12 protein-coding genes are annotated in these 13,063 nt (G+C 42.7%); 1 reads left to right on the forward strand and 11 read right to left on the reverse strand.

Annotation, left to right across the window (positions count from 1 at the left end; translation table 11 throughout):
- Positions 1–387: 387 nt before the first annotated feature.
- Positions 388–3,432, forward strand: a complete 3,045-nt coding sequence (locus tag VB732_RS23260; protein WP_323233266.1) for an EAL domain-containing protein — start codon at positions 388–390, stop codon at positions 3,430–3,432.
- Here the strand turns inward: VB732_RS23260 and VB732_RS23265 are convergent.
- The 11 genes from VB732_RS23265 to VB732_RS23315 all read right to left on the reverse strand — a co-directional run bounded on the left by VB732_RS23265 (position 3,406) and on the right by VB732_RS23315 (position 13,025).
- Positions 3,406–4,236, reverse strand: coding sequence for a GNAT family N-acetyltransferase (locus VB732_RS23265; RefSeq protein WP_323233267.1), 831 nt, complete (start codon positions 4,234–4,236; stop codon positions 3,406–3,408). The genes VB732_RS23260 and VB732_RS23265 overlap by 27 nt on opposite strands.
- A gap of 586 nt (positions 4,237–4,822) precedes the next feature.
- Positions 4,823–5,743 carry an NAD(+) kinase gene (locus VB732_RS23270; protein WP_323233268.1) on the reverse strand — a complete coding sequence of 307 codons (921 nt, stop codon included), beginning with the start codon at positions 5,741–5,743 and terminating at the stop codon, positions 4,823–4,825.
- Positions 5,744–5,749: 6 nt separating this feature from the next.
- The gene (nuoK, locus tag VB732_RS23275) at positions 5,750–6,055 is read right to left on the reverse strand and encodes an NADH-quinone oxidoreductase subunit NuoK (RefSeq protein ID WP_006199065.1); all 306 of its coding nucleotides are present in this window, start codon (positions 6,053–6,055) and stop codon (positions 5,750–5,752) included.
- Between the two features lie 59 nt (positions 6,056–6,114).
- Positions 6,115–6,729 carry an NADH-quinone oxidoreductase subunit J gene (locus tag VB732_RS23280; protein ID WP_323233269.1) on the reverse strand — a complete coding sequence of 205 codons (615 nt, stop codon included), beginning with the start codon at positions 6,727–6,729 and terminating at the stop codon, positions 6,115–6,117.
- Between the two features lie 227 nt (positions 6,730–6,956).
- Positions 6,957–7,541 carry an NAD(P)H-quinone oxidoreductase subunit I gene (gene ndhI, locus VB732_RS23285; RefSeq protein ID WP_190890175.1) on the reverse strand — a complete coding sequence of 195 codons (585 nt, stop codon included), beginning with the start codon at positions 7,539–7,541 and terminating at the stop codon, positions 6,957–6,959.
- An 89-nt stretch (positions 7,542–7,630) separates the two neighbouring features.
- Positions 7,631–8,749, reverse strand: coding sequence for an NADH-quinone oxidoreductase subunit NuoH (gene nuoH, locus VB732_RS23290; protein ID WP_118168008.1), 1,119 nt, complete (start codon positions 8,747–8,749; stop codon positions 7,631–7,633).
- Positions 8,750–9,189: 440 nt separating this feature from the next.
- Entirely contained in the window at positions 9,190–10,326 is a 1,137-nt protein-coding gene (locus tag VB732_RS23295) for a citrate synthase (protein WP_323233270.1), read from the reverse strand.
- A 108-nt stretch (positions 10,327–10,434) separates the two neighbouring features.
- A complete protein-coding gene (sixA, locus tag VB732_RS23300; RefSeq protein ID WP_323233271.1) occupies positions 10,435–10,929 on the reverse strand; it encodes a phosphohistidine phosphatase SixA in 495 nt (164 codons plus the stop codon).
- Positions 10,930–11,078: 149 nt separating this feature from the next.
- Entirely contained in the window at positions 11,079–11,468 is a 390-nt protein-coding gene (locus VB732_RS23305) for a type II toxin-antitoxin system VapC family toxin (RefSeq protein WP_323233272.1), read from the reverse strand.
- Positions 11,461–12,618 carry a hypothetical protein gene (locus VB732_RS23310; RefSeq protein ID WP_323233273.1) on the reverse strand — a complete coding sequence of 386 codons (1,158 nt, stop codon included), beginning with the start codon at positions 12,616–12,618 and terminating at the stop codon, positions 11,461–11,463. Before VB732_RS23310 ends, VB732_RS23305 begins: the two co-directional genes overlap by 8 nt.
- A complete protein-coding gene (locus VB732_RS23315; protein ID WP_323233274.1) occupies positions 12,615–13,025 on the reverse strand; it encodes a RusA family crossover junction endodeoxyribonuclease in 411 nt (136 codons plus the stop codon). Before VB732_RS23315 ends, VB732_RS23310 begins: the two co-directional genes overlap by 4 nt.
- Between the last annotated feature and the right edge of the window lie 38 nt (positions 13,026–13,063).

Below are 13,063 nucleotides of genomic sequence, written 5' to 3' on the forward strand. Positions count from 1 at the left end.
CTTTATTAACTACGAAAATAAATGAGCAAGATTGTATCAAATCCCGCAAAACTGGATTTGGTTTTGAAACCAAGACATCGATTGAGTGTAAAATATACCAAGTGTAGATGCATCCGTGGTAGGGCAACTCCAGTAGCTATCGTGCATTGGGCCATGACGTAGGCGATCGCTTTGTAGGTTATGCTTCTTAATTCTCCCCAGATACTGGAGACAAAAATTATTTCTTCTCTCCAATGGCGTAGAACGGGCACAAGTTACGCCTACGCCAGGTGTTAACCGATAAGAATTCGAGGTGGCAGTTTAAAGTAGCTGTATCAGCAGATTGAAAATACTCCCTTGGCAAGATCAACTCTTGCTTTTAACATATCTGAGGCTAAGATCGCGCAGATGCCACAGCAGAATTTTTTGCGTTTGATTCCAAAAGAATTATTGAGGGTGCCACTTCGTGTAGCTCTTGTAGTACCTTTCATCCTGCAAATCTCTGCTGCTGTAGGGTTAACAGCATTCTTCTCTTTAAAAAATGGTCAGAAGGCTGTTAATGATGTTGCTACTCAGATGCGGAATGAAGTTACAACCCGGATTCATCAACACGTCACCGATTACATAAAAATCCCCCAACTCGTCACTCAGATTAACGCCAATTCTGTCCATGTTGGTGAGTTAAGTTTAAAAAATGGAAAAATTTTAGAATACCATTTATGGCATCAAATACAGTTATTCAAGCCCTTAAACCCGATCGCTTTTGCAAGTACACAAGGAGAAATTCATTCAGTTGATCGCCTTAAGGATGGTTCACTAGTCATCCGAAAACGAGATCAATCAACAGGTAAAAATTACCATACTTATGCCACAGACTATCAAGGTAATCGTGTCAAGTTAATTCAAGTTAACAAAATCTTTGATCCTCGCACTCGCCCTTGGTACATTAATGCTGTGAAAGCAGGTAAACCTACTTGCACAGAAATTTATTCGTATTTCTCTTCATCAGGGCTAGCGTTCAGTGCAACCCAACCTCTTTATGACCAGACAGGTACTTTGCTTGGAGTGACGAATGCAACGTTATCTCTCTCGCAATTGAGTGAGTTTTTGCATAGTTTAAAGATTGGTCGCTCAGGACAGACATTTATTGTCGAGCATTCTGGAGATTTGGTAGCAACTTCAACGGCCCAGAAACCCTTCATTGTGAGCGATCAGGGAGGGAAAAAGACTTACAAACGACTTAGAGCGATCGCTAGCAGCGATCGGATCACTCATCTGACCACAAAGTATTTACAGGCACGATTTGGTAACTTTAGAAACATTTCTTCTAGCCAGCAGCTAGAATTTGAAATCGATCATAAGCGGCAATTCGTACAGTTGATGCCCTTCACAGACGACTGTGGGCTAAATTGGCTGATTATCGTGGTGGTTCCAGAAGCCGACTTTATGGAGCATATCGAAGCCAACACCCGAACCACTATTTTGCTGTGTTTAGGAGCCTTGACACTAGCTACAGTCATAGGAGTGATTACTTCTCATTGGATTACTCAACCAATTCTCCATTTGAGCTTTGCCTTTAAGGAAATTGCTAATGGGAAATTAGACCAAACCGTTACAGTAGAGGGTATCAACGAACTAAGAGTCCTCGCTCAGGCTCATAATCAGATGGCTACTCAATTACAAGAGTCATTTGCTGGACTATTACAGGCTAACAGGCAGTTAGAAACTGAAATTAACGAGCGTAAGCAGGCAGAAAAGAGGCAGCGTCTTAGCGAGGAGCGATTTCGATTGGCAATTGAAAACATCCCGGATACATTTGTGATTTATGATGCCGAGCGACGGTTTCAGTTTGTCAATGCTTTCGGAGTCAAGCGCAGTGGTTATTCTAAGGAAGCACTTCTTGGTAACACAGACGAAGAATTATTCCCGTCGTCAGTCGTAGATACCTATTTACCAATCTTGCGAAAAACTGTCGAGACACGTACCTTGCAAACCGGAGAATGCAAAATAAGTTTGCCTGATTCTGAACCTTTCACCATAGTAGCCACCTACGTGCCGCTTTTAAATGAACATGGGGAAATTCATCAGATTCTCGGAATCACTCATGATATTACTGAACGCAAACGCGCAGAAGAACAGCTGCTACATAATGCATTTCACGATGCACTCACCGGACTACCCAACCGAGCTTTCTTTATGGAGCGCTTAAAACAGACACTCCAGCGAGCCAAAGGACAGGAAAATTATTTATTTGCTGTAATATTTCTCGACCTGGATCGGTTTAAGGTGATCAATGACAGTCTCGGACACTTAAAAGGAGATCAATTTTTACTTGCTATTGCCAATAAATTACAAGTATGCATCCGCTCAAAGGATACAGCTGCACGGCTTGGGGGAGACGAATTTACAATCCTGGTTGACGAAATTCAGAATTTGTCAGATGCCATCAAAGTAGCTGAACAAATTCAACAAGAACTGAAATTACCCCTTGAGCTTGACGGGCAAGAAGTATTTACAACGGCAAGTATAGGCATCGCCCTGAGTTCGACAGTAGACTATGACCAACCAGAAAACTTGCTAAGGGACGCCGATACGGCTATGTACCGAGCTAAGGTGCTGGGCAAAGCACGCTATGAACTATTTAACCCAGAGATGTATACTAATGTTCTGGCGAGATTGCAGTTAGAGAACGATCTACGCCGAGCGATCGAACGCCACGAGTTTCAAGTTTATTACCAGCCGATTGTTTCTCTTACTACTGGCCGCATCTTAGGCTTTGAGGCTCTGTTACGCTGGCAGCATCCAGAGCGTGGTCTCATTTGTCCAACAAACTTTATCCCTCTGGCAGAAGAAACCGGATTGATTATCGAGATTGGCTACTGGGCGCTACATGAGGCGTGCCGCCAGATGCAAACTTGGCGAGTGAGCCACCAAATAAATTCCTTAGAGAAAATCAGCGTCAATCTCTCAGTTAAGCAATTTTCTCAACCGGATTTGATTGAGCAGATTGGGAAAATTTTGCACTCGACTGGTCTTAATCCTGGCAGTCTCATGTTAGAAATTACTGAAACTGTAATTATGGAAAATGGCGATGAGACAAATGCCGCACTCCTAGAACTTCGGAAGATGGGTATTGGGTTATCAATTGATGATTTTGGTACAGGCTACTCTTCGTTAAGCCGCCTCCATAGTTTTCCGATTAGCGTGTTGAAGATTGACCGCTCCTTTGTTAGCCCAATAGATGCTAATGGTAAGAATTTAGAAATTGTTGAGACAATTATCACACTTGCACACAAAATAGGTGTGGATGTGACTGCTGAGGGCATAGAGACAAAAGAGCAGCTAGAATTTCTTAAAAAGCTGAACTGTAAATGTGGACAAGGATATCTATTTTCGCATCCGTTGGATAACGCGGCAGCAGTGGAATTAATCGTTATGAATCCTCAGTGGTAAGGGTTGCTTGAGAGGATTTGGATAACGCCATCTACCAAAGTCTGCAATATTAGATATAGTTAAAAAATCAATAGTCTTGAACTGCCGATCAATAGCTGGAAGGCTGCATATTTTAGCTCCAATATTCAAGTATGCCTGCAAAATTTTTGGAATCTCAACTTTATATGAATCTGAACAATTTTGAGACAGTTCTAGACAAGATTGTGAATTTGGATAAACCAAAATACTCGGATGCATCAAACCATTATGCTGAAAATAATCATAAGTACAAGTAGCTTGTAAAGGACATTGTGTTAGTAATGATGCACAGCCAAAGAAATATTGATTTTCACTCCAGATCAGATAATTTGCTAGCCCTTTCCATAATAATAAAAGTGCCTGACTGTTGCGGTATTCTTTAGCTATACATGCACGCCCAATTTCAACTGATGCCTGAAGCACAGAATTGGGAATTGCATTAAGATTGAATATATCAGCAGCATCAAAACCTAGTCTTTGAGAAGCCATTGTATAGGTTTGCATCCGATAAGTTCCAATTGCTTGACCCGTTTGTTTGGAAATCAGGATTAAATGATGGCAAACGGCATCAAACTTATCTATATCCATCTGGGTAAACTTAGAAGTAGAAAATCCTAAACCTAGTTCCAGATTAAAAACTTCGAAGCGCAACCGAAAGATTGATTCTAATTCTTCTTCGGTTGAAGCCAGCCGTAGGGTATATTTTTCAGTTTGAAGGACGGGAAAATCTTCAATAGTCGGAGGAGGATTCAGTAAATAATTGATGTTGCGTCCAGAAACTTCCATCTATCTTCCTACTTAGATTTGCGAAAATATTCTACTAGGATTTAGGCACTATACAAATAGTTCACATTATGCATTAATGTGTCAAATCGTGATTGAGACGGTATTTGATAAAATAACCTCTAGAGAGCTTTCTTACTCTTTTGGATTAGAGATAGAGTGCTTTTATTATGGACATTAATTCCAAAAAAATCTGGCAATAAGATACAAAATTTTCCTTTGATATAAGCTATAAATGCAAGTCGCGTCGCTTTGCTCCGAATTAAAAATTAATAATTAATAATTCCCCTAAATTTATTTAGGAGCTTATAAGTATGATGGGCGTGAATAAATATAATATGTTCCGTCATTGCGAGCGAAGCGAAGCAATCCCAGAGACTTTGCGATTGCTTCGCTTCGCTCGCAATGACATTTGATATTTAAATATGCCTACCTAGTTATTCTTTTTTTTGCCAATCAGGTAAAAAAATCAAATTCAGCGCAGAAAGCCCCTAGATGAATCCAGGGGCTTGGATGGTATTGGTTGCGATACCTGCGGTATTAGGCGTTGCGATCGCAATCTGTGGTAGATGCACTCTAAAATACTTAATTAATTACGGTGATTATTGCTGTAGTGAACCCTTGTACCTGCCCACAGCAACTTTTCTCGTAGCGTCTGATAGTAGGAATTGTTCTCGCGCAAAATAATAAATTTAGCCCGACACTCTGCCATCCGCACATCAACGCGATGTCCCGGCCAAATTGAAGTTCCCAAGACTCCATCTGTCCACAGCTTGGTACTCAAATCGTAATCCCCCAAAGGCCAAATACTCACCACAGAACCAGGGGGTAAAACGAGGGGACGACTAGAAAGGCTCATTGCACAAATGGGAGTAATGGTAAGTGCCTCCATACCATCGTGCATAATTGGGCCATTAGCAGAAACGGTGTAACCGGTGGAACCTGTGGGAGTGGAAATAATCAACCCATCGCCGACGTATTGATCGACTACCTCACCATCGATTTCCATTTCCAGAATTGAGGTAATCATCCGGTCAGCAGAGGCGGGTTTGACACAGAATTCATTCAAAGCCAGGTAACGTTCGCTCACTGGTTCCAAATTAGACCCGTGGCCCTCATAGACCGCAGCTTGTAACATCATCCGCCGTTGGATAGCATAGCGATCCTCAAACAGCCGATCCCAAACTTTCTCTGTATCCTGAAACTCTTCTACCGACTCAGTTAAAAACCCCAGATGACCTCCCACATTCACTCCCAGAATCGGGATGCCAGCTGGGGCCAAATGTCTGGCACCAGTTAAAACAGTACCATCGCCACCGAGTACCAAAGCGAGATCGATTGGTTGAACCGCCGAAGCCAAAAAGACAGGATAGGGGTTGTCTTTCGGCCCGCTAGGCCCCATCAACACATGGCACTCGCGGCTTTCTAGTTGTTTAGCACAGATTTCTGCCCATTGTTTACTCCGGGCATCCCGCGCTTTATAAGCAATGATTACCTGCTTTAGTTGCACGCACAATTACCACTTCAGGAGATTAAACTGCTCCATATCGACGGTATCGCGGTTGCGATAAATGGCAAGCACGATCGCTAAACCCACCGCCGCCTCGGCCGCGGCCACGGTAATCACAAATACTGTGAAAACCTGACCCTTAATTAATGTTGAGTCGAGGAAGTTGGAAAATGCCATTAAATTCAGATTAACAGCATTGAGCAGTAATTCAATTGACATCAGCACCCTTACAGCGTTGCGGCTGGTAATTAAACCGTAGATGCCGATGCAAAATAAAGCTGCTGCTAGTAACAAAAAGTATTGGAGTTGCATGAATCTGGGTATCCCTCCTGAAAAATCTGGCTTTTTATCTGCGAATGAAGTCGCAAATATTACTCTTTTGTTTCGCTGGTTGTTGATATCAGTTCTCTGGGGCGTTCTTGCAAAGTCAAAACAGTTTGCCGCAGGTCGGATCGTGTGAGTTGATCTGGCAAATATTCACGACGTGCCAGAATAATTGCTCCTACCATCGCCATCAGCAGCAAAATGGAAGCCAGTTCAAAAGGTAGTAAAAAGTCAGTGAAGAAATGTTCTCCAATTAAAACTATAGAGCTCTCACCACCTGCCACCGGAGCAGCTGAGTAAGCCCAAGGAGTAGCCAGCACCATCGTGCTTAAAAGACCAAATAATCCAATACTGACTACACCTGTTAGTGCTTTCCGCACCCAAGAATTGGGAAATGCGACAAAATTCTGCCGCTTGTTCACCAACATAATGGCAAACAAAATCAGCACGTTAACCGCCCCAACGTAAATTAATATTTGTGCGGCGGCAACAAAATCAGCATTTAGCAACAGATACATTCCCGATATGCTGATGAACACACCCCCCAGCAAAAAGGCAGAATAAACGATGTTGGAGAACAGCACCACACCAATGGCTGCCCCAATCATCATCACGCCTAATATGCCAAGCGATACTAACTGTACTCCCTCTGCTAGATTCACTGTTTTTTGTCCTTAGTCATTGGTCATTGGTCATTAGTCATTAGTCATTAGTCATTAGTCATTGGTCATTGGTCATTGGTCAAATAACATAGACGCTTCTGCGGTGAAGCAGCGCGGTCTTGGGGGTTTCCCCATGAGCGACTGCTGAACCCGTTGGCGCAGCCTCTCGTAGAGAAGGGCTTCCCGCAGGGTAGGACAAATGACAATGGACAAATGACAAATGACATTTATTTTTCCGTTTGTTCTACCAGGTCTTCTGGACGCGCACCTGCACGTGGCGCATCTGCGGGCAGTCCGTGGGGTTCGAGGACACCTTTGGGTAGATAAACTAGTTCGCGCAGTGGTGTAACCATTGGATCATCTGTTACCTTGTAGGGCAAACGACCTAGTGCTACGCTGTCATAATTTAATTCATGGCGATCGTAAGTGGAAAGTTCATACTCTTCTGTCATGGATAGACAGTTAGTTGGGCAAAATTCCACACAATTACCGCAAAAGATACAAACTCCAAAGTCAATGCTGTAGTGATTGAGTTTTTTCTTTTTGCTGGCTTTGTCGAATTCCCAATCTACTACAGGCAGGTTAATTGGACAAACACGAACGCAAACTTCGCAGGCGATACACTTATCAAATTCAAAGTGAATCCTACCGCGAAACCGTTCGCCAGGAATCAGTTTCTCGTAAGGGTACTGTACAGTAATCGGCCGTCGCCGCATGTGGTCGAAGGTGACAGAAAGCCCCTGACCAATGTAACGCGCAGCTTGTACCGTTTCTTTGGCGTAATCGCCAACTTGTTTCAGGAACTTTAGCATTGTGTTTCACTCTCTTTTTATTTGTCCCTTGTCCCTTGTCCTTTGTCCTTGGTCATTAGTACAAATGACTAATGACTAATGACTAATGACTAACCCCCGAAGGCGAAGGGAAAGGCTAGTTTCAGCGCGGCAGTTAATAGAAGATTAACCAAGCCAACTGGCAACAAAAACTTCCATCCTAAATCTAACAGTTGGTCAATCCTTACCCGTGGCACTGTCCAGCGCAACAGGATGGCGACAAACACTAGCAAATAGGCTTTAAAGACAGTCATCGTGATGCCCAAAGCCGCAGTTACTATCTGGAACACGGGATTTAATTCACTGACTCCCAGCCAACCAGCAATGAGGTTGAGGGGAATGGGAAAGTCCCAACCGCCCAGGTAGAGAATTGCTACTAGTAAGGAAGAAAGGATTAAGTTAACGTAGGAACCCAGGTAGAACAGACCGAATTTCATGCCTGAATATTCAGTCTGATAGCCTGCAACGATTTCTTCTTCCGCTTCAGGTAAGTCAAAGGGTAATCGTTCGCATTCAGCGAGGGCGGCTATCCAAAAGATCAGAAAACCGATTGGTTGTCGCCAAATGTTCCAGCCTAGAATACCGTAGCCAGATTGCTGATTGACAATATCAACGGTGTCGAGGCTGTTAGACATCATAGCGATCGCTAACACCGCTAACGCCAAAGGAATTTCATAACTAATAGATTGCGCTGCTGCCCGCAAGCCCCCTAAGAGAGAGTATTTGTTATTAGATGCGTAGCCAGCCATCAGCAAACCAATGGGTTGAATACTTGACAAGGCAATCCACAAGAATACGCCCATGCCCACATTGCTAATTACGATGTTCTGCCCAAAGGGGACGATCAGGAACGACAGAAATACCGGAATTACAACAATAATTGGGCCAAGGGTAAACAGCCAAGGGTCAGATTTGGCTGGTACTATGTCTTCTTTAAATACCAACTTCAAACCATCCGCTACAGGCACTAACAACCCAAAAGGCCCCTGATATTCTGGGCCAATTCGCTGCTGTGCGGCGGCGGAAATTTTTCGTTCTAGCCAAGTAGCAACTAATACCCCCACTGTTGCCCCAATCAGCATCAGTATCATTGGCAGGGGCATCCAAATCGCTTTGGCTGTTCCTGCTGGTAAACCTAAATCCCGGAGGGATTCAATAAAAGTTCCTTGGAGGTCAATTCCTGAGTTCATGTTTCCACTCTTTAAGACATCGAGTCATGGTGAGTTACAACTATTAGTTAAATTAATACCTGTAAATTCACCCATTTTTAATTTTTGCCCAGATGATGCTTGATTGAAGATTTGTCGCTAATTCCCATGCCTAGTATATCCTTGGATGGTTTTAGCCCTCTGAAGCGATATGAGAACTTCTACTTATGGTTGGCATTGAGATTGCTATTGAGGAGACGGGGGAAGAAGCAAGGGAGCAGGGAACAGGGAGCAGGGAGCAGGGAGCAGGGAGCAGGGAACAGGGAGCAGGGAGCAGGGAGCAGGGGAGATGGAAAAGAGGAATTGGGGCAAGGTGCGCTTTCTTTGGCGGGGAGAAAGTTTCCCGTTTCCCCTGCTCTCTACTTTCCTCCTTCTTCATTTCCCTCTGCCTTTTGCCCCCTGCCCCCCTGCCCCCTGCCCATTTACCGTTGGTCAATGGGGATATAAGTAACTTCGTGCAAACCGTTGTAAACCTGGGTAGGACGGAAAATCCGGTTTTCTGCTAGTTGTTCTTTCCAGTGGGCTAGCCAACCGGCAACGCGAGCGATCGCAAATATTGGCGTAAACAAATCTGTAGGAATCCCCATCTTCCTATACACCAAACCTGAGTAAAAGTCAATATTAGGATAAATCCCTTTGCTACCTAGTTTTTCCCCTACCACTTGTTCCATTTCTTGAGCAATGTCATAGAACTTGTCATGCCCAAACTTCTCAAACAGTTGCTCTGCTAGTCCTTGCAAAATTATGGCTCGTGGGTCTTTGACTTTATAGACACGATGTCCAAAGCCCATAATTTTAGATTTAGTTTGTAGACAATGCTCTATGTAGGGACGGACATTTTCCACAGAGCCAATTTTTTCCAACATCTGAATTACTTCTTCATTGGCTCCACCATGCAAGGGCCCACCCAAAGTTCCTACGGCACTAGCAACCACAGCGTAAGGGTCGGTCAAGGTGGAAGCTGTCACCCTGGCACTGAAAGTAGAAGCATTCATTGTATGCTCAACTTGAAGTATCAAGCAGATATCAAAAATCCGCGCCATCAGAGGATCGGGTTCTTTCTCATCGAGCATGTATAGAAAGTTGGCGGAGTAGTCTAAGTCATCACGGGGACGTACCGGGTCATTCCCTTTTCGCATCAGTTGGAATGCCGCCACCATCGTGGGAATAGTTGCTATCAGGCGCACCACGGATTCTCGAATGTACTCAGGATTATGTAAATCCCGGAGCGAATAAAATAAGCCTAAAGCCGCAGCAGAGGCTTGTAAAGCATCCATTGGGTGGCCGCTTTCTGGAAAGCATTTCATCATGTCCCGAATGCGGTACTTTATTCGCCTGTGGAAACGAACTTCATGCTCAAATGTTTTTAGTTCTTCCTTACTTGGCAGTTCGCCCCAGATTAAGAGATAAGCAGTTTCTAGGAATGTACTTTTTTCTGCTAGTTCTTCAATCCGAATGCCACGATATTCTAGTATTCCCTTTTGCCCATCAACATAGCTGATACTTGATTGAGCGGCGGGAATGCCTTCTAAACCAGGCTTGTATTCGCACACCATCATGGCAACACCATTCGCTTTGTGAAATATCTGATCAAGCTAACTTACCAGAAATTTATTATCGCCATAACAGTAGCCGTTCTAACAACAATCGAAAATGTTGAAAAACTGTTATAGCAGGTACTTGGGTGGTGTCAACCAAAACATCTGACTACGACCCAAAGGAGAACCTGTTTCTGGTAGTTTTATCCCAATCATACCTGCTTTTTTCAAGACTAAGCTTTCTTTGACTTCTCCCCACAGAAGAATTTCTGCCCAACTAGTCAAATCAGGTTCGTGTCCAACCAGTGCTAGTTGGGTATTTTGGGAATAATTTCTTGGCTCTAACCAGTCTTTTAGCCAACTAGAAATTTGACCATCATGGGCGAGGTGGCTAGATTCCTCTAACTGGGAGCTTAATTTTTCTGCTATCAGGATATCAGCCGTTTGGCGGGCCCGCACTAATGGGCTGGTGAGAATCAAGTCAAAGCTTAAACCCAATTTAACAAGTTTCTGAGCAACTTTCTCAGTTTTTTGCCTTCCTTCTTTGGTAAGGCTGCGTTCCTCATCCTTGATGCCTAATCCCTTGTCTTCGGCGATGCCATGACGAATTAAGTAGAGTTCCATAATTTGAGTTTTATTAGCGTAGCGGGGCGTAGCCCGTGCTTAGTTAGGATTTACGTCTGCTGTCAATTAACCTATCCTAATCTTAATCATTATTACCTATTCGTTGATCTGCCATCTGTCTGGTGCAACGCGAGGTTAGGTATTCTATGTTATGGATATGGCAACAGGTTTAAACCTTGAATAAATCTGTAATCCCGTTGGTTTTTTGTGATAAATGGGTAATTCCATACTATTGCTGTAGCTGCAATGAGACTATCAGCAATAAGTAAACCATGACTAAGCCGATAAGACCGCAATAAATCAACTGCTGTGTCAGATACAGCCTGGTCAATTTTAATAATGTAAAACTGCTTAAGGAAATTTTCTAGTGTTTGTAGCTCTGCTTTGTTAGCACAACCAACCATTAGTTCCATTTGTGTGATTATGCTAATTGCCAAGCCAGAACTCGCTTTCAGATTTTGTAAACACTTTACTGCTTCGAGAACACCGCGACCTGTATCAATTAGAATATCAGTATCAACGATGGTTGAGTTAGTCATGTGATTTCGACCACTCATTTTCTCGAACACCGCGCATCCAAGCAGTACTATCAGCTAAATCTTGGCGATCGCTCCACATCCCAATAAAGTTATCATTTATCAAGTCAATGTCAGGTAGCTGAGAGGCAGAGTCAGTTAAAGGTTCTAAGGTTTTACTGTCAGTAATAGACAATAGGGTTTCTTGTTGAGTCACATCTTTTTCAATCTGTTTATCCCAGGCTACTGGATAGAATTCCGTAAACCAGCCACGAAAAGTAGCCAGAGCCTCTGGTGAAAGTTTACTAACATCGAATTCGACATTTATAAGCTGCTCGTCGTTTACGTTTAATTCCTTATTTAGTTTCTCATTTCCTAGTGATAAATCAAGGATTCGATTGAATAATTTTTGCCTTAATTCTTGTCGTTTATCCTGGTCTGCTACATCGAATTCCGCAAACCAGGCATAAAAAGCAGCTAGACCCTCTGATGAAAGTTGACTAACATCGAATTCGACTTTCCATTTAGTTAACAATTCACCAACCAAATTGTCCAAATTACGTACCAATGGCAAATTTAAGTTTTCAATATATCCGTGAGCAAGACGATTACTAACTTCAAAACAAGCTTGAGCAAGGTCGAATTGAGAGATTGATAACTCTCCTAAAGAGTACAGATGTTTGATTAAACCTATAACTGGGAAACGTTCAATAGGAATTGACACATCGATTGCTCGCTTTCTTAAAGCATTCTCAAAAATATTCCCTAAACAAACAAAAGCAGACTGAATTTCCTCATTTTCAGTAAGTTTATGTGCTTGGTCAAACTGCTCCTCTAGTTCTTGCCATGAAGGAAGTTCTTCAGATATTCCAGGTAATGACTTAGCTTCTATGTCTTCAAGCGTTACCAATAAAAAACGCCAGCCTGGATGTTTGCTCACTTCCTCTGCTAAAACTTGTAAACGATCAACCGACAGACGGCTGAGGCTGTTTTTTACTTCAATTACTAAACCTGAACCGTCTTTAATTGCAATTAAATCTGGCTGGTAGTTACCCAGATCAAATGGTAATTCATCTGTTTGGAGTCCAGTTAAAACATGAAATCCTTGACTTTCGTACTTCTGTGCCAGAGATTTCACTTTTTCATCGTATAGAATTTCAGTATTGTTAGTCATAAGTATTTTTCCAATGGTTGAGATTCACTTATTTTTACATAAACACACTCTTTACCTGTGATAACAGCACGCTGTAATAACGAAGGTAGATTTATTCTATCAATTGGGTCAGACATAAACCTACGATGGCTATCTACATCTGATACTAAACTATCATCTTCAAAAACTAAGCCTACAAGTGCATCCTGAATCGGTTTGATAATATTATCGGTATCAGCTGGAAAATCATCACAAAGATAGACAAGCGTCAGCTGTAGATCACCTGTTTTAATGAGTGTGTTATCTTTCCAAACCTTTTGGGCTTCAACGCGCACAAAATTCTTCCATGCCTGAAGATTTTCTCTTTTCTTTGTCTGTAATGAAACAGGCCGTCTGGGAATGAGAAATTCAAAAGGTATTATTCGCATTCCAAGTGCATATCTTGATAATTAGTTAACAAGTTTAC

Origin of the sequence: Nostoc sp. UHCC 0252 (assembly GCF_034931145.1) — a bacterium.
In the GTDB taxonomy this organism is placed as follows: Bacteria; Cyanobacteriota; Cyanobacteriia; order Cyanobacteriales; family Nostocaceae; genus Nostoc.